The sequence below is a fragment of the Leptolyngbya subtilissima AS-A7 genome (assembly GCF_039962255.1).
Lineage (GTDB): Bacteria > Cyanobacteriota > Cyanobacteriia > Phormidesmidales > Phormidesmidaceae > Nodosilinea.
Genome location: NZ_JAMPKY010000007.1, coordinates 271831 through 289063 on the forward strand (window position 1 = coordinate 271831; position 17233 = coordinate 289063).

Genomic DNA, 17233 nt, shown 5'->3' on the forward strand with positions numbered 1-17233 from the left:
CCCCCTACTCATCCACTCTCCTACTTCCCTCCCTCCTCCTTCCCACCTTTCTGCAACGACCCCTGAAACACCCGCCGACCAACAGGCTCTCCGCCCGATGGCACCAATCGCAGTGGGCTCTGTCCATCTGAACTAGCCACCAGAGGTTCGTAGGCAATAGCGATAGGAAAATCGCGCTGATCAAAAGCCTCTAGCAAAGTCTGTCGGGGCAGCTCAGCCGGGTCAATAAAGGTCGGATCGTAGTCAAAAAATGCCTGGCGCTGGCTCTCGATCTGCACGCCGCTGGCCCGCATTTCTTCGTCGTAGGCCAGGGTGTAGTTGACGAAGTCGGGCTGGCGTTCCCCCAGCTGAATGCGGTCTTTAATCACAATGCGATTTTTAACCGTGAGAGCGTACCGACTGGGGGGCGGGGCATCGTCAGCAAAGTAAAAGCGCTTGAGGTCGGTCTTGGCTGCCAGGGCAACACGCTGGCCCGCTGGCAGCTTGAGGCCGCTGAGGTCAAACCCAGAGCTTTTAGACACCTGGCGATCGGTGAGCGAAAACCCAGTCTCTGGGGTAGACGAATTGAACTGGTAGGTCCTAGTCTCATCGGTGAGATTGATCGACAGGTGGGGCAGGTCGGTGGCTTGGTTGGCCACCAGGGTAATTTCCGGCCCGGTGGCGTTGGCCACCAAAAACAGGGTGAGGGTTTGGCTGGGGTCAAGCCTGAGTTCGTCAACGTTGGCCGTATACCCCGGCCCCGTGAGCTGGAGCGTGGCGGTCTGGCTAGGTGCCGTGGCCACCCCAGTCAGGGTGACCTGAAGAGGTTGCCCCAATTGGTCGGCGGGCAGTCGATAGCTGGCAGGCACATCGCGGTTCAATCCACCTTTGAAGGGCACCAGCTCTACGGCATCCTGACTGCTGAGGGCCGGTGGGGATAGGTCGGAGGACGCTGACTCCTCGTAGGGGGTGACGGTGAGCACCCCTTCTCCAATTAGGGTGATGTCTACAGTGGCGGCTTTTGGCTCGGTCTCGGCCCCAGTCTCAACCTTGACGCCACAGAAGGGGCAGGTGAAGGGGCCGGTGGCGGCCAGCGGCTGATCGGCTGGGGGCTGCCGCCACGATCGCTGAGTTAGATCGAGGGTTTTGCTCTGGCCATCGCCCTCAAACACCGGGGAACTGGCGGTGGGCTGGTAGGTCCAGGTGTCGGCCTGGGTGTCAAACTCCACGTGGAGGTCGGTGGGATTGTTGGGCCGACCGGCGGGGTAATTGCTGTCGTAGACGTAGACCCAGTATTTGCCGCTGCCTCGGTCTTCGACGCGGTAGGGGGTGAGGCTGTGGCCCTCGGTCAGGGCACCCTCTAGGCGACGGTAGACCCCCATAGTAAACGGGTCGAGGGAGCCGCCGAGAAAGACACCCAGCAGCGATCGCAAAATTTGAGTCGGGGTAAAGGTGTCGCGCACGGCCTGGGTCTGCTGAGCTACCTCCGTCACCCCCTGCATCAAAAACAGGTTGGCGATGAAGGTTTGCAGATCAAACAGGGTGCGCACCAGGCCAAACACCGTGCTCCCCAGCAGGGCATTGACCAACCGCTGCCACCAGGGCAAGCGCGGCTGGCTGGGCTGCCACAGGTCAAGTACCGCTGCGGCCATGCCCTCTGAGAGGCCCTGGTTCATGCGGCCTAGCTGAGTTTGTAGCCAGCTTTGGGCAGCGGCGGTGAGCACGCAGGTAGTCGATTCGCCTCCGATACAGACCTGAGTGCCAAACAGCTGTTGCAACTGCTCAGTCAGCACCTCTTCCCAAGCCTGAGGATTGCGGGCAATATCGATGGCCTGGGTTAACTCTTGGTTGGAAAACTGAAACCCGTTCACCGCTGGGTCAAAATTGGGCAGGGCCACGCTACCGCCGGGCAGTGGTTCGATCTGAGCCAGCCGGTTTGAGCGATTGGTAGTTGGAGCAACCGTTGGGGCCTGAAGCCTAGTTGCCCAAGGCGAAACGGCAGCCAGCGCACCGTAGGGCAGCAGTTGCACGGTGATGTAAGTTGTGAGCAGCATGACCGCCAACCACCGCCACCGCCGCCATGAACCTAGTTTGATGCCGTGAAAAATTGCCACTGCTATGCCCGCAACGCACTGCCTGGTGATTGTAACTAAAGGGGCCGTCGCCTTGAGTTAGTGCCTAGGGCAGATGAGCTACTGGCTAAGATAATTCACGAAGCTGGAATTCAAGCCCACCGGGTTCTTCTTACCTGCATGGGCAGTTTGCGGCTTTCGTTCAGGATTGCTAGATACAGGTGTGAATTAAAAAAACCAGCGTCTCTCGTAGGGGCAGGCGGACGTAAAGCCTTTGGTTTGGCTACGCCTATACCCTATCCAAATTCATGTCACCGCTCAGCAACGCCTTCGTTCCGTTTTGTGGTGGTTCAGCCTGTCGCTTTTCGTTTATGGAAGCCTAACTGAATGTGGGCGTAAAAGCGCATCATGAAAAGCATTTCTCAGGCTTATTAAACGTTTAAGTTCTTTTCTTAATATATTTGGGAAAATTTTAAGCTTTGTAGCAATACAAGGTTTCTAGCTAAAGTGATAGTCCCCTGCGATCGCTGATTTAGTTAAAATTACGGCCACATTGGGGTGATTATAGGAATTAACTATGTTTTTTCAACTACCGCCGGCTCTACCTCCCGCCACCGCTACAATCTCCACCGTCGAGATCATCGCTGAGTGCGAAAAGGGCAGTCGTGACTGTTTCCCTGAAGATCGAGTTGGGGTTACTGTTGAGCCCGCTAAAACGACTGTTCTTGACCTCACGGGGACCATTGCTGCCGTATTTCATCCCGAAGCGCACGCTTAATCGGATGGCTGCTGCTACCATCAGCCGCTGGCGATCGACCTAGCAGCTTTTTGCTAGGTGCGGGGCCGTTGCTGGGTAGAGTGCCTCTAACTCTAGATTAGCCGCCGCCGATGCCAGAGCTGTTAGCGACTCTGGGGCCGGCAGGTAGGGCAGCGTGCCCAGCACAGGGGTCTGGGCCAGACTGGCGATCAGCCCCGCTGGCGCCCACTGCTCGATCTGCTCAGCCGTATAGGGCTGAGGACAGTTGAGCACAATACCCCGCAGGTCGATAGCGTTTTGCCGAGCCAGGGCCACGTTGGCGATCGCTTGGGCGATCGCCCCCAGCTTAACCGGCACCACCAGCACCACCGGCAGGTGCCAAGCCGCTGCCAGATCAGCCACGGTGAGTTCGTAGGTGACCGGCGACCCCAGCCCCCCCAGCCCTTCTACCAGTACCCAAGGGTGTTGCTGGGTAGCGGTTTCCAAAGAGCGCCAGGCTGAGGTGAGGTCTACCGAGCGGCCCTCTAGGGCAGCGGCCAGGGGTGGGGCCAGGGGGGCGTCAAAGTACTGGGGCGTAATGGCCTCCAGACTGGTGTTAGGGAAAAAGAGGCGCTGGTACAGCTCGCGATCGCCCACCCCAGACTGAAATGGCTTCAGTACCGTTGGGGCCTGGTCTGGCCGATGCTGCTGCCAATAGGCCAATAGAGCACTAGTGAGAACAGTTTTACCCACTTCGGTGTCGGTACCGGCCACCAGCAGCGCATTTAAAGAAACCATATGCCCTTTTAGAAAAAACTTGAGTCAAGGAATACATTGAGGGTGCAAGGTCTAGGGTCTAAGGCTGCCCCTTTGAACCCTGTACCTTGAACCCTAAACCTCTAACGTCACCCCTAATTTGCCGATATCGTCAGTACGTAGTTAGACGGGCGGGGCGACGACACATCCACAATGTAGTCACCGCTGCTGGGCAGCTGCCCCTGCCACGACAGCACCCGCGACGCGTCAGGAATCAGCTCGCCGTTGGGAAAGCGCACATCAAGGGTGACCGGGCCACTGACGCTGGGCAGCTCTAGGGCCAACACCTGCCCCTCCTGAGCATTGACGATGTAGCGGCGCGAGCGGGCTTCATTGACCTGACCCGACACCTGCACGCTGGTCTGCCCCGGCGGAATTTGCACCCGCTGCTCAACCACGTTGGCGTCGGGGTTTGGCCCCGGCTCGGTCTCGGGCTCAGGCTCCACCGGAGGCTGAGGTTCAACGTTAGGCTCAGAATTGGGGTCGGGCTCAACGGTCGCCTCGGGGTCGGGCTGATCGCTGAGGCTCACCTCTAGCTCGTAGTCACTCTGCTCTAAACCCTGAACCGGGCGCAACTGCACAATATATTCGCCATCGACGGGCAGGGTGCCCTGCCAATTGAGCACGCGCTGGGCCGAGCTATCCACCGGCTCGCCCTCAGGGGTGAGCACGGTAATCAGCACCCCTTCGCCGGTCATGCGGGTTAGCAGCACCTGACCAGCGGCGGCGTTGAGGCGGTAGTTGATAGTTTCGTTGCTGCGCAGACTGCCCCTGACGGTGCGATCGCTCCCCGGTTGAATGGCTAGGTTTTGGCTGTACTCAACCGGGCTAGTTTCGGGGGTAGGCTCAGCCGTGGGTTCGGGAGTGGGCTGAGGCTGCTGGGGGTCAAGGGTGATCTCAGGTGTGGGCACCGGAGTCGGGGCCGGAGTGCGGTTGAGCAGGCTCACCAACGTCCAGCCGCCGAGGCCCGCCAGCAGAGCCAAAATTCCGCCAATCACAGCCACGGCCCAGGGGTTTTCCCACAGAGTGGCGGGCTCGGCAACGGGCACCGGGGCGGTGTAGTTAGGCGCTTGGGTTGCAGCACCTACCTTGGTCGGCTGATACTGTCGACCCACGGCCACCGTTCGCACCTGAGAGGGCGTTGATGCTGCGGCAGGACCGGGCGCTGTGCCCACGGCACCGAGAGCCTGAGCCATTTCGCTCACCGATTGGTAGCGATCGCCCGGTCGGTAGCTGGTAGCCTTTCGCAACACCTGAATCAGGCCGGGGCTGAGGGTGCTAGGCAAATGCCAGCTGAGGTTGACGTCGTCAAAAATCTCCTGGGGTTCTTTCCCAGTGAGCAGCACAATGGCGGTCACCGCCAGGGCGTAGAGGTCGCTGCTGGGGTAGGCCCGGCCCGACTGCATTTGCTCGCTGGGAGCGTAGCCCAGCTTGCCCACCGAGGTGGCCTGGCTCAGGGTGCCCGGCGGCTGAATGCGGGTGACGACTTCTTTAACCACTCCAAAGTCGATCAGCACCGGCAGGCTGTCGGCCTGGCGCTGCATGACGTTGTCGGGGCTAATGTCGCGGTGAATGATGCCCTTGCTGTGAATGTGGGCCAGCACCGGCAAAATCTGCTGCAAGAACTGCCGCACCTCGGCCTCTGAGAAAGCCATCCCCTGTTGAATCCGCTGGTTGAGCAGGTCGCGGTAGGTGACGCCGTCGATGTAATCCTGCACCAGGAACAGGCGCTGGTTTTCCTCAAAAATGGCCTGAAATTTGGGAATCTGCGGATGTTCAATGCTGTAAAGGATGGCGGCTTCACGCTGAAATAGCTGAAGCGCCTTGTCAGAAAACTGATCGCCCTGCTGGGGTTCGAGTTCTTTAACGGCGCAGCGTTCGTTAAAGCGGCCTAGGTCTTCGGCCAGGTAGGTGCGCCCAAAGCCGCCATGACCCAGCTCTTGCAGCACACGGTAGCGGTTCTGAAGGGTGGTACCAGGGATCAGGGTGGGGTGCATAGATTTGGAACAATTCAGGGCTGAAAATAGGCAGCCAGTCTGCCAGAGCGATCGCTACACCAGTTTACAGTAGGATTACCGACCGCTTCATGGGTGCTCTGGGCGGGCGTCTACGCCGCCAATAGGGAGGAAGACCCTACTGGAGGAATGCTAACGCCTTTGCAACAATAGTAAAGCGGGCACTAGAGCGCAGGCATGTCGCTCCCCAGGTACGCAGCAGGCTGACGCAATGCTGAAGGCAGCGATCGCGGTTCAAGACGAGAACAGGGGCAACAGCCAGTTAGATAGGGCCGTCATCACCACTTATTAATAGCAATCTATATAGGAAGGCAACAGGCCATGGGGCTAGAGTTAACGGGCAAAGACGACGCCAGTGTTCTAGATACAGAGACTGCGGGCACCAGCGCGGGAGGATTTCTTCCGCAGCTGAAACCGATGCTGACCCTACCAGCGCTGCTAAAGCGACCGCTGTTAGTGGGCGGTTTGGGCCTTTCTGCTACCCTGGCCCTGCTGGGCAGCACCCACATTAACCCCCTCGATAGCTCGACGTTGCTCAGCGCCATTGCCATGGGCTCGGGTCTATGGTGGTGGCGGCGGGGTGTGCCAGCGCCAGCGGCCCCCAAGCCCATTGCGCCGCCCGTAGTCGATCGCACTCGGGTTGAAATCGAGCTGACGACGCTGTCGGCTCTGATCGACACCCTGGCCCAGGAAGCTGAGCTAGCCAGTCAAGCAACCACAGTCTCAGCTCCGCTCACCCGCTATCGCCAGGGACACCAAGCCCTAGGGGCCGAGCTCGATCGCCCAACGCTGCGGGTGGCGATCGCAGGCGAACCCCGCACCGGCAAAACCACTCTACTCAATCTGCTCGCGCCCTCATCCGATGCAGCCGTTGCGAAAGACTCTTCCCTGAGCTTTGAAGAAGTGGCCCTGACCGTCACCCTTGACTGGCTCGACTACGACGGCCTGCTGCTAATCACCGATGGCGACATTACTGACAGCGCTCTCACTCTGCTGCGGGAGCGTGCGATCGCCGGTCAGGGCGCTGTGTTGGTGTTCAACAAGCACGACCACTACGACGCTGCCGACCAGCAGACGATTTTGACCCAGCTTCAGCAGCGGGTGGCAACCCTGCCCGCCACCGTGCCCGTCGTTACCGCCGCCGCTGCTCCTCGGCCAATCAAGGTGCGCCGCCACCAGGCCGACGGCACATTTATAGAAACCATAGAAACGCCCGCACCGGCGATCGCTGGGCTGCAGGCTGCTCTCGGTCGCGCCATAGTCGCTGAACGGTCAACCCTGATCGCTGCCACGGTGCTGCGCCGCAGCCAGGCCCTGCGCCAGCAGGTGCAAACCGACCTCAACCGCCTGCGCCGCGATCGCGCCCTGCCCCTGATCGACCAGCTTCAGTGGGTAGCTGGCGCCGCCGCCTTTGCCAACCCCGTGCCTACCCTCGACCTGCTAGCTACTGTCGCTATTAACGGCCAGCTGATTCTTGACCTGGGCAAAATTTACGGCTTTAACCTCACCCTCAACGAGGCCAAAACCGCCGCCGGTACCCTGGCCAGCCTCACCGTTAAGCTGGGCCTAGTCGAACTTTCAACTCAGGTGCTCACCGCCGTGCTCAAAAGCCACTTCGCCACCTACCTGGCCGGGGGCTTGGTGCAGGGGCTCAGCGCCGCCTACCTCACTCGCATGGCCGGCCTTAGCCTGGTTGACTACTTTGAGCAAGCCGCCCTAGCCGGCACCCCCACCAGCGAGCTGTCCTGGGACGCGATCGCCCAGCGCCTGCAAACTACCATTCGACAAAACCGCCAGCTCAGCCTGCTGCAAACCCTCGCCAAACAGGGCATCGACATTCTCAAGCCTACCCCCGCCCAGCTCCCTGCCAGCACTGCCTCCCCCCTAGATCTTGAACCGATCGCCCTCGATGCGATCGCCGAAACCATCCCCGCGATCGCCGTCCCCCTCGAACCCACTCCACCCCACAACTAACCCTCTCCCACTCGCCTACCCATCCACCCTCCCACCCGCCTACCCATCCTCTCCCCCATGCCCCCCTCCCCCCTCCTCTCCCGCGTCCGTCAAACCCTCAGTCAGGCAGTTGCTCGCTACTCCACAGCGGTACAGGGCAGCACCAACCCCCACCAGGCAGCGGTGAAACAGGGCTTAGGCCAGCTCCAGACCCTTAGCGCCAAGCTGGAATCGCGCTGCCTGCGGGTGGCAGTGTTTGGCTTGGTCAGCCGGGGCAAGTCGGCAGTTATCAACGCCCTAGTAGGAGAGAGCATCCTCGAAACTGGCCCGCTGCACGGGGTCACCCGCTGGCCCCGGTCGGTGTACTGGCAACCCGAGGTGGACAGCGACCAGCCCTGGCAGATCGAGCTGGTGGATACCCCTGGCCTCGATGAGGTCGGTGGCGATATTCGCGCCGAGATGGCACAGACCGTGGCCAACCAGGCCGATTTGATTCTATTTGTGGTGGCGGGAGAGATTACCCAACTTGAGTACGACGCCCTGGCGGAACTACAGCGCGGGCACAAGCCGCTGCTGCTGGTATTCAACAAAATTGATCTGTATCCCGAGATCGACCGCCAATCGGTATACAACACCCTCAATAGTCTGCGGGCTGAGCTGGGCCGAGATACCCCAGGGGCCAAGCTGGCTGTAGAGGAGGTCATCATGGTGGCTGCCAGTCCGGCCCCACTTCAGGTGCGGGTAGAATGGCCCGATGGTCGCACCAGTGACGAATGGGAACCCCAGCCCCCTCAAATTGAGCCGTTGCGCCAAGCGCTGTTAGCCATTGTGGGCCAGGATGGCTCTGCCCTGGTAGCCCTCAATGCCCTGCGCCACGCCCGCTCGATCGAGGGCGATATGGTGGACCATGTCAGCCGTTTGCACAGCGATCGCGCCGACGAAACCATTTGGCAGTTTGCCAAGTACAAAGCCGCCGCTGTGGCCCTAAACCCGATCGCAGGGCTTGATCTGCTGGGCGGCGTGCTGATCGACTTGGTAATGATTCGCACCCTAGCGCGACTCTACGGCTTTCCGATTACAGGCCACGAGGCGGGGCGGCTGTGGCGGGCGATTCTCAAAAGCTCGGGCACTCTGCTGCTGAGCGAACTGGGCAGCGGGCTGCTGGGGGCGGGCAAAACCACCGCTGCCTTGGTCACCTTGGTAGATAGCGTCTCGGGGGTAGCTGCTTTGGCGGGGGCAATGACAGCCCAAGCTAGCGCCGCTGGGTACGGGGCATACACCGTTGGCCAGGCCGCTAAAACTTACCTAGAGCAGGGTTGCACCTGGGGGCCAGAGGGGGTCAGCGCGACCCTGGCGGCTCTACTCAACGACACTCAGACCTCAGCTACCCTGGCTCGTTTGCGCCAGGAGGTTGAGGCCGATCTGGTAGCAGTTTCGACACCCCACGGCTAGAGGTGTTGCCCTGATCTCATTGGGGTTTCAAACCCACAGCTTGGATGACCTCATCCCCGGGCTCTAGGGTAACCAGGTCAATGCCGTTTTCGTCTAGGGCATTGAATACATCTAGGGTGATGCCGCTGTCGAGAGTAATCAGCAGGCGCGTCCAAATTTCCAGCTCGCTGCCGCCGATAGACATCTGCCCGCGGCCAAGGGAGACGGCAACAATGGTGGCACCAAGAATGTCATCGAGCACCGCCACTCCTTCCCACTGCCAACGCACCGTTGACCCACCGAGGGAAAAGGGCAACACCCGGCCCATCTCAATGGCTAGGTCATCAAACTTTTGCCAGGAAATCGACAGAGTGGAGTTGCCCACGGTTAAAAACAGCGGCAAGTCCATCCAAGCGCTCCACTGTTGGTCGTCGTCACACCACATCTGGGCTAGCTCGTAGCCCCGAATGGGCTGCCCGATCAGTTCCGAAAAGCGGTTTTGAATCAGCTGGAGCTTGGCCTCTTTGGCGGTGACGTAGAGCAAGGGATAGCCAGTTCAAATCCAATACACTTAAGTCGAAGACAGCCTGGCTGGACACCGTTTGTCCTGCCGATTTGGGAGCCGTCCAACAAAATTGGGTAACAGACAGCGCTACGGCGACTCTGGCAAAAACTGTAGACCATAGCGACTGGCGATCGCAGCGACTTGTCTGCGATCGAGGGGTTGTTCCTTGGGCAGCTGGTCAATCTCAACAAAGAATTGCTCAAATCCGCCGGGGGTCATGGTATTCATCGCCATGCCAGGTTCTGATCCGATGTTGCGAAAGGTATGGGGAATGTGAGCCGGCAGATGCACAAAATCCCCTGGGTTAGCGACTACGGTTTCGTCGCCAAAGCGAAACTCATAGGTGCCCTTGAGAATGTAAAACAGCTCGTCCTCATGCTCATGGACGTGAAGCGGCGGCCCGCCCTCAGGAGGCGTGTTGCTAATGACCACCGAGTAAGCCCCGTTGGTCTGCGAACTCATAACTTTGCCCACAATTTCTAGGCCAAAGATCCGCCAGGTGGTGCCAGCATCGGCCCCAACCCAAAAAGGCGCAGCAGCGGTTTCAAGTGAGTTGGCGTTGGGTGCATCCGCCCAGGTGAACGAGGAGCGACTGCTCAAAATTAGAATAACCAGCGTCATTAGAGCGGCGATCGCAGCCCAGCCTAGGCGTCGCAGCGAGAAAAACAGGCTGCCATCAATAGATCTAAATCTGCTGGTCATGGCGAGATAGGGAGCAGTTATTGTCAAAAATATCACAGATCGATTTTCAATCAATCCCCTGTATTTTTTACGTTTGTATTAACTCCCTAAATCTAGTTGTCGTCGAATTTTATCGAAGACTCTCTCTAACTCCTGAGCTATCTTGGTTGATAAGTTCTTGTACGTGGGCGGGCTGTAACCCAAGCCAGCTAACGGTTTGGTCTAAAGTCCAGCCTCTGTATTCAGCGATCGCCCGCAGATGGGTCAGGGTAATAGCAGGCGAAGACTTAGTGAGCCAAGATTTAATCACATGCCGTTCCACTTTTAATGCGGCTTCTAGGTCTGGTCTGGTGCGGTAACGAAGTTCTTGGTTGAGCCAATCTACTAGAGCTTGAGTGTTCCAAGGATAGTAATTTTGCATAATTAAAAAGCTCTTAGCAGCTGTTAGGTTTCGCTTGAAGCATGAATTAATTCGATGGTAAAACCCAAAAGTGACAACTTTGTGACTAGAGCAGCTGTCGCTATTTCAGCACGGTCATAAGCAGACGGTTAGCAAAACTGATGGAGCGTTTTCACAGCCAGCACCATGCTGGACAAAGGCTATAATCCTTTGCCCAGCTCGCGTTTCTTACGCACTTGGGATGAACTAACCTGGAGCCGTTACACGGCCAAGAACTCTTGAATAATGTCGTTGGTGAGTTCGCTGGTGGGACCATTGGCCACGATGCCGCCCCGCTGCATGGCGTAGTAGTAGTCGGCCTGGCGCACAAAGTGCAGGTGCTGCTCCACCAGCAGCACTGAAATACCAGTGGTTCTAATGATCTTCTTCACCGCCGCCTCAATACCGAGAATGATTGAGGGTTGAATGCCTTCGGTGGGTTCGTCTAATACGAGCAGTTTGGGCTGGCCCATGATAGCGCGGGCGATCGCCAGCTGCTGCTGCTGACCGCCGCTGAGGTCACCCCCCATGCGATCGAGCATGTCCTTCAACACCGGAAATAGCTCGTAGATCTCCTCGGGCACTTCTTTCTGCGCCTTGCCTCGGCTGCCCAGGGCCTCCTGGCCAATCAGCAAATTCTCCCGCACCGTCAGCCGCGGAATCACTTCTCGGCCCTGAGGCACGTAGCCAATGCCCAACCGCGCCCGGCGATCGGGGGGAAAGCTATTCACCACCTGCCCCTCAAAGCGAATTTCGCCCGTGCGTGGCCGCAGCACCCCCATGATATTTTTGAGCATGGTTGTCTTGCCCACGCCATTGCGGCCAATCAGGCAGACCATTTGCCCCTTGGGAATAGTCATGCTCACATCGCGCAGAATGTGGCTTTCGCCGTAGTAAAAATTCAGCCCCGAGACCTCAAGCATGGGCGCGGTCATGGGGTCTTGGAGAGCCGGGGCAGGGAGGGTTGTAGTCATGGGGAGTAAGGGGGTGGGAGAGTGGATGGGTAGGAGAGTGGATGGGTAGGAGAGTGGGTGATGGGGTGAATAGTAAACTGACTCATCCACCCATCTACTCGTCCACCCATCTACCCTCGCGCAGCCAGTTCCTCTAAGGCGGCGGCTTCTAGGCGGCTGACGGTCTCGGGAGGCAGACCGAGCAAATTCAGCAGTTTTTGGTAGACCACGGCCTCGGTTTGATTGATTTGGTTAGAGCTAATCACCTCGTAGCTGAGCATGAGAGCTTCTTCACGCTGGGCTTGGGTGGTGAGCTGAGGTACTAAGTCTTCTAGGGGAATTTCGGTGGCCAGCAGGTTCTGGAGATCGCTCCGCAGCTCGGCCTGCTCTTCGGGGGCGTGGGCAAACTTGCGGCTGAGGCGATCGAGAATTAGCGCCTGCTGCACATCGGCGAAGTTGTCGTCGGCCCAGGCCATAGTGGCGGCAATGCGCAGCAGCAGCATTTGCTCAGGGGTGAGGCCGGTTTCTTTGCCCAGGTAGACCTCGATTACCTTGGGGTCGGTCTGCACCTGGTCCATGGTGCCTTCAAAGAGCACGCTGCCCTGGTGCAGCACGGTAACCTGACGGGCAATCTGGCGCACAAACTCCATATCGTGCTCAATCACCACAATGGAGTGGCTTTCGGCCAGCGACATTAGCAGCTTGCCGGTCTGCTCGGTCTCTTCGTCGGTGAGGCCCGCCACGGGCTCATCTACGAGCAGCAGATCGGGCGACTGGGCCACCAGCATGCCAATCTCAAGCCACTGCTTCTCGCCATGGGAAAGCAGCGCGGCAGGGATGTCAGCTTTGTGGTCAAGGCCAATGGTTTCGAGCAGGCCGCCTACGGTGCGCTTTTCGGCAGGCGGGGCCTTTTTGAACAGGGTGGAGAAGACGTTTTTATTGCGATTGCAGGAGAGATCGAGGTTTTCGCGGGGAGTGAGGTTGAGGTAAACGCGGGGGGTTTGGAACTTGCGACCAATGCCCAAGCGGGAGATCTCGTGCTCTTTGTATTTGCGCAGGTCTTGGCCTTTGAAATAGGCCGCGCCCTCGGTAGGTTTGGTTTTGCCGCTAATGACGTCTAGGAAGGTGGTTTTGCCCGCGCCGTTGGGGCCGATGATTACCCGCAGTTCACCCTCGTCCATGCTGAAGTTGAGGTTGTTGATGGCCTTGAACCCATCAAAGCTAACGGTGACGTCTTTAATCTCTAAGACTTTGGTGCTCATTGTGGGTGGATGGGTTGGGAGTGGATGGGTAGGGTGGGCACTGCCCACCATCAGGCTGTGGGGCTGATCGAGGTTTTTGTTGGGTTAGGTGAGCAATGCCTAGGTAAGGGGCTGTTGCCTGAGCTAGGCTGCGGAAGTCTTAGCTAAGTGGTGGGCAATACCCACCCTACTTTTCAGCAGACTACTTCTCGGCGAACTCGGGGACAGCTTCAACTACCGAATCGCTATCGCTGGCGTAGGGCACGTCCGTAGGGGTGAGGCCTAGGGCCGAGCTAACCACAGAGCCAAATTGGCGGCGACCCCAGCCAATAATGCCGTCGGGCAAAGCTGTCACCACAATCAGGAACAATGCCCCCTGGAAAAATAGCCACACGTCGGGAAAGCGCTCGCTGAGCAGGCTGCGGGCCATGTTCACCAGCACGGCACCCAGCACGGCACCGACTAGGGTGGCGCGCCCGCCTACGGCGACCCAAATCACCATCTCGATGGAGAAGGCGATATCCATCACCTGGGGCGAGATAATGCCCGATTGCACCGTGTAAAGGGCACCGGCAATACCCGCGATCGCCCCTGAGACCGCAAACACCAGCACCTTAAACGCCGTTGGGTCGTAGCCTGAGAAGCGCACCCGGTTTTCGTCATCGCGGATGGCCACCAGCATGCGGCCAAAGCGCCCGCTGGTAAGCCAGCGGCAGAGGGCGTACATAGCGATCAGCGCAATGACGGTGCTGATGTAAAAGAACATCCGCATGCCGTCGCTGCCCACCTGCTGGCCCATAAACACCGAGGTAGAGGTTTTGAGACCGTTGGTGCCGTTGATCAGCTTTTGCTGACCATTGAACAGGTTAAAAAACACCACCAGGGCGGCCTGGGTCAAAATTGAGAAGTAGACCCCACGAATGCGGTTGCGGAACACCAAATAGCCCAGCAGCCCCGCCACGATCGCCGGTATGGTAAAAATCGCCAGCAGCGTAAACGGCAGCGAGTTGAACGGCTGCCAAAACCAGGGCAGCTCCGTCACCCCGTAGAGGCCGAAAAACTCTGGCAGTTGCCCCTCGCCCAGAGTGTTTAACTCCAGGTACATGGCAAAGGCATAGCCCCCCAGGCCAAAAAAGATGCCGTGGCCCAGGCTGAGCAGGCCCGTGAAGCCCCAGATCAAATCAATACCCAGAGCCACGATACCGAGGGCCAAAAAGCGCCCCAGCAGATTCAGCCGAAAGCCCGTCAGCAGCATCGGCATGATCAAAATCAGGATGAGGGCGATCGCAATGACCGCGATCGCCTCAATCATCAACTTGCGCTTTTGGCTGGCCTTGGCGGCGCGGCGAGGTTGAACGGCAATATCTGTAGTCATAGCCCTATAGCTCCACCGAACGGCCCTTCGGCGGGAACAGCCCAGCGGGCCGCACCTGCAAAAAGGCGATAATCAACGCAAACACCATCACCTTGGCCATGCTCGTTGTGGCAAAGAACGTGAAGAAGTCAACCGCAGGCTTAAAAAATCCCGTCGGCGGAAACAGCAGCGCCATGGTACCCGATCCCACCAGATAGGTCGTAATACCAATCACAAGCGCCGCCACGATGCTGCCCACCAGTTTGCCGACACCGCCCACCACCACCACCATGAAGGCATCGACGATGTAGTTGGCCCCTAGGTTGGGGCCCACTGAACCCAGCAGCGTCACCGCGCACCCGGCTATCCCCGCCAGTCCAGACCCCAGAGCAAACGTAATCGCATCCACTTGCCCGGTGGGAATACCCAAGCAGGCACTCATGCCTCGATTCTGAGTCACAGAGCGAATCCGCAGCCCCCAGGCGGTGCCGTTGAGGAACCAGTAAACCGCCGCCAGGCAAAGAATGGTGAGCACAATAATAAATAGTCGGGCAGAGGGAAATTGAAGCGAATTGCCCAAGGTGATGCCTCCCCGCAGCCAGCTGGGCGGCGTGACATCAACGTTGCGGGTGCTAAACCAGGCTCGCGAGAACTTAGCACTGCCAGCGTTGCCGATCAAAATCCAGGCCAGCACCGCGATCGCCGCTGACAGTCCCAAAAATACCGGGTTAGCCCAGGCTTGAATACGCTCCCAGTCGGTGTAGCGCGTCAGCACCCAGCGACCAACTAAAAATAACACCCCAAAAATACCCAGACCAATTACCATCGGCAGGCTGACGCTGCGGATGAACTGAATCAAAATCAGGCTCACCCCCCAGGTGGCCAACAGCGTTTCTAGGGGACGTCCATAGAGATAACGAATCACCGTTCGCTCTAGCAGCAAGCCCAGTAAAGCCGCCACCAAAAACGCCAGAGGCAGGGCCGCAAATATGTATAGATCAGGAGCAATCCCCCCAATGCTTTTGGCCGCATTTTGCACCACAAATGTGGTGTAAGCCCCAAACATCATCAGTTCGCCGTGGGCCAGATTAATGACCCCCATCAAGCCAAACACGATCGCTAAGCCCAATGCCACAATCAACAGCACCGCACCAATGCTAATGCCATTAAAAAGGCCACCAATTAAGCCTTCCAACACAGCCTTTACCGATTTAGGAACAACGCGCTACTTAACAAATGTTAATTGGCCTGCCATAAAAGCTAGCCACAATCTCAGTGGAATATAAGGTGCCCCGCAGAGAAGAAATGTTCACCCTTTACAGTTTTCGCCTGGTTAAAGGTTTGATCTCCACCGTCACTTGGGGCTGTTTTACCCTTTATCTTTTTGAGAAATTAGCTAGGCAAAAAGCCAAAGCTCTAGGTCGAGCGGTTCAATCTTCTAGCAACTCGCCAAACGGCAAGATAGGTGTTTACCTAAGTATTTGACCGACTCTATGCGAAGGGCGGGGACACAGCTTGCTGCACCCCCGCCAAACTACTGTTCGACAGTGCCGCGATCGCGGCTACAGCCTAACCCTAGACCTCAAATTTACCGCCCTTAGCGGGGTCAGACCAGTCGCAGGCAAAACCGATGGTGTCGGGCACAAACTGGTTCCAGGGCTCCGGATCAATCGGGCCGTCGGTTTCCCAGACAATGTTAAACATGCCGTCATCCATAACTTCCCCAAGCCGTACGGTCTTCGAGAGGTGGTGGTTGGCATTCATCGTCACGGTACCTTCGGGGGCGGCCATGCTCTGACCGTAGGCCGCTGCCCGCACCTCAGCAATATCAAAGCTGCCTGCGGCTTCCACGGCCTGCTTCCATAGGTAAACCATGATGTAGGCGGCTTCCATAGGGTCGTTGGTCACTCGGTCGTCACCAAACTCGGACTTAAAGTCGGCAACCCACTTTTCGTTTTCGGGGGTTTCAACGGTTTGGAAGTAATTCCAAGATGCCAGGTGACCCACCAGAAACTCGGGGCCAATCTGACGAACTTCTTCTTCTGCCACGCTCACCGACATCACGGGGTACTGGTCAGGCCCCATGCCCGCGCCCTGGAGCTGCTTGAAGAAGGCCACGTTGCTGTCGCCGTTGAGGCTGTTGAAAATCACGCCGCCGTCGGGCATAGCAGCCTTGATTTTGGTGATGATCGGGGTAACTTCGGTGTTGCCCAGGGGCAGATAGTCTTCACCCAGGGTGTTGCCGCCCTTAGCCGTCAGCTGTTCTTTGATAATGGTGTTGGCGGTGCGGGGAAACACGTAGTCAGAACCCACCAGGAAGAAGTCTTTGCCCTTGTTCTCGAGCAACCAATCTACCGCCGGTTCAATCTGCTGGTTGGGAGCAGCCCCGGTGTAGAAGATATTCTTAGAGCACTCTTGGCCCTCGTACTGCACGGGGTACCACAGCATGTGGTCTTTTGACTCGAATACGGGCAGCACGGCCTTGCGGCTGGCTGAGGTCCAGCAGCCAAACACAACGGCTACCTGGTCGTCATCGATCAGTTTTTCGGCCTTGGAAGCAAAGGTAGGCCAGTCGGAGGCGCCATCTTCTGTGATGGCTTCAATCTGCTTGCCTAAGACACCGCCAGCCTCGTTGATTTCTTTGATAGCGAGCATCTCAGCATCGACCACCGTGGTTTCGCTGATGGCCATGGTGCCGCTGAGGGAGTGCAGAATGCCCACCTTAATGGTTTCGCCATCGGCGGCGGCAGTATCGGTGCTAGCGTCGGTGGCACCGGTATCAGTGGTGGTGCTGCCGCCACAGGCTTTGAGCAGCATAGAGGTGCCCAGGGTCGCAGACCCATACACCAAAAACTTACGTCGATTAAATCGAGTTACCATTCAACCTCGCTCCTGACTCTTTAATGGAAGACTGTCTGATCGAGAAATTACTTAGACCGTCAGAGTGGATATTAGGAGGTGTGATTGGCAGTAAATGTAGCCTAGAGTACCAAAGGCC

General features: G+C 58.1%; 13 protein-coding genes. 3 read left to right on the top strand and 10 right to left on the bottom strand.

Annotated elements, in window-relative coordinates; all coding sequences use genetic code 11:
- Positions 1-20 precede the first annotated feature (20 nt).
- The gene (locus NC979_RS16695; protein WP_190517629.1) at positions 21-2093 is read right to left on the bottom strand and encodes a hypothetical protein; all 2073 of its coding nucleotides are present in this window, start codon (positions 2091-2093) and stop codon (positions 21-23) included.
- Positions 2094-2628: 535 nt separating this feature from the next.
- Between NC979_RS16695 and NC979_RS16700 the strand changes: the two genes are divergently transcribed.
- Complete coding sequence (locus NC979_RS16700; RefSeq protein WP_190517632.1) at positions 2629-2829, top strand: hypothetical protein; 201 nt, start codon at positions 2629-2631, stop codon at positions 2827-2829.
- A 39-nt stretch (positions 2830-2868) separates the two neighbouring features.
- Here the strand turns inward: NC979_RS16700 and bioD are convergent, their stop codons facing one another.
- Together bioD and NC979_RS16710 are read right to left on the bottom strand one after the other, a co-directional pair.
- Positions 2869-3585 carry a dethiobiotin synthase gene (gene bioD, locus NC979_RS16705; protein ID WP_190517634.1) on the bottom strand — a complete coding sequence of 239 codons (717 nt, stop codon included), beginning with the start codon at positions 3583-3585 and terminating at the stop codon, positions 2869-2871.
- Between the two features lie 113 nt (positions 3586-3698).
- The gene (locus tag NC979_RS16710) at positions 3699-5600 is read right to left on the bottom strand and encodes a serine/threonine-protein kinase (protein ID WP_190517637.1); all 1902 of its coding nucleotides are present in this window, start codon (positions 5598-5600) and stop codon (positions 3699-3701) included.
- Positions 5601-5939: 339 nt separating this feature from the next.
- On the opposite strand from NC979_RS16710, the gene NC979_RS16715 reads away from it, so the two are divergent.
- Both NC979_RS16715 and NC979_RS16720 read left to right on the top strand, forming a co-directional pair.
- Positions 5940-7592 carry a YcjF family protein gene (locus NC979_RS16715; protein ID WP_190517640.1) on the top strand — a complete coding sequence of 551 codons (1653 nt, stop codon included), beginning with the start codon at positions 5940-5942 and terminating at the stop codon, positions 7590-7592.
- Positions 7593-7649: 57 nt separating this feature from the next.
- Entirely contained in the window at positions 7650-9023 is a 1374-nt protein-coding gene (locus NC979_RS16720) for a GTP-binding protein (RefSeq protein WP_190517642.1), read from the top strand.
- A gap of 16 nt (positions 9024-9039) precedes the next feature.
- Here the strand turns inward: NC979_RS16720 and NC979_RS16725 are convergent, their stop codons facing one another.
- The 7 genes from NC979_RS16725 to urtA form a co-directional block, all read right to left on the bottom strand.
- Positions 9040-9546 (bottom strand): hypothetical protein, encoded by a 507-nt coding sequence (locus NC979_RS16725; RefSeq protein ID WP_190517644.1) that lies wholly within the window; start codon positions 9544-9546, stop codon positions 9040-9042.
- Positions 9547-9654: 108 nt separating this feature from the next.
- On the bottom strand, positions 9655-10269 hold the full coding sequence (locus NC979_RS16730) for a cupin domain-containing protein (RefSeq protein ID WP_190517647.1): 615 nt from the start codon (positions 10267-10269) through the stop codon (positions 9655-9657).
- A gap of 639 nt (positions 10270-10908) precedes the next feature.
- Positions 10909-11661, bottom strand: coding sequence for an urea ABC transporter ATP-binding subunit UrtE (urtE, locus tag NC979_RS16735; RefSeq protein ID WP_199308751.1), 753 nt, complete (start codon positions 11659-11661; stop codon positions 10909-10911).
- A 110-nt stretch (positions 11662-11771) separates the two neighbouring features.
- Positions 11772-12902 carry an urea ABC transporter ATP-binding protein UrtD gene (urtD, locus tag NC979_RS16740; protein WP_190517652.1) on the bottom strand — a complete coding sequence of 377 codons (1131 nt, stop codon included), beginning with the start codon at positions 12900-12902 and terminating at the stop codon, positions 11772-11774.
- 181 nt (positions 12903-13083) lie between these two features.
- A complete protein-coding gene (urtC, locus tag NC979_RS16745) occupies positions 13084-14256 on the bottom strand; it encodes an urea ABC transporter permease subunit UrtC (RefSeq protein ID WP_190517654.1) in 1173 nt (390 codons plus the stop codon).
- A gap of 4 nt (positions 14257-14260) precedes the next feature.
- On the bottom strand, positions 14261-15433 hold the full coding sequence (gene urtB / locus NC979_RS16750; protein ID WP_190517656.1) for an urea ABC transporter permease subunit UrtB: 1173 nt from the start codon (positions 15431-15433) through the stop codon (positions 14261-14263).
- A 377-nt stretch (positions 15434-15810) separates the two neighbouring features.
- Positions 15811-17115, bottom strand: a complete 1305-nt coding sequence (gene urtA, locus NC979_RS16755) for an urea ABC transporter substrate-binding protein (protein WP_190517659.1) — start codon at positions 17113-17115, stop codon at positions 15811-15813.
- Positions 17116-17233 lie beyond the last annotated feature (118 nt).

Coding starts and splice junctions, on each gene's coding strand:
- NC979_RS16720 (WP_190517642.1), top strand. CDS start 7,650: ATGCCCCCCTCCCCCCTCCTCTCCCGCGTCCGTCAAACCCTCAGTCAG.
- urtD (WP_190517652.1), bottom strand. CDS start 12,902: ATGAGCACCAAAGTCTTAGAGATTAAAGACGTCACCGTTAGCTTTGAT.
- bioD (WP_190517634.1), bottom strand. CDS start 3,585: ATGGTTTCTTTAAATGCGCTGCTGGTGGCCGGTACCGACACCGAAGTG.
- NC979_RS16730 (WP_190517647.1), bottom strand. CDS start 10,269: ATGACCAGCAGATTTAGATCTATTGATGGCAGCCTGTTTTTCTCGCTG.
- NC979_RS16700 (WP_190517632.1), top strand. CDS start 2,629: ATGTTTTTTCAACTACCGCCGGCTCTACCTCCCGCCACCGCTACAATC.
- urtA (WP_190517659.1), bottom strand. CDS start 17,115: ATGGTAACTCGATTTAATCGACGTAAGTTTTTGGTGTATGGGTCTGCG.
- NC979_RS16715 (WP_190517640.1), top strand. CDS start 5,940: ATGGGGCTAGAGTTAACGGGCAAAGACGACGCCAGTGTTCTAGATACA.
- NC979_RS16710 (WP_190517637.1), bottom strand. CDS start 5,600: ATGCACCCCACCCTGATCCCTGGTACCACCCTTCAGAACCGCTACCGT.
- urtE (WP_199308751.1), bottom strand. CDS start 11,661: ATGACTACAACCCTCCCTGCCCCGGCTCTCCAAGACCCCATGACCGCG.
- urtC (WP_190517654.1), bottom strand. CDS start 14,256: ATGACTACAGATATTGCCGTTCAACCTCGCCGCGCCGCCAAGGCCAGC.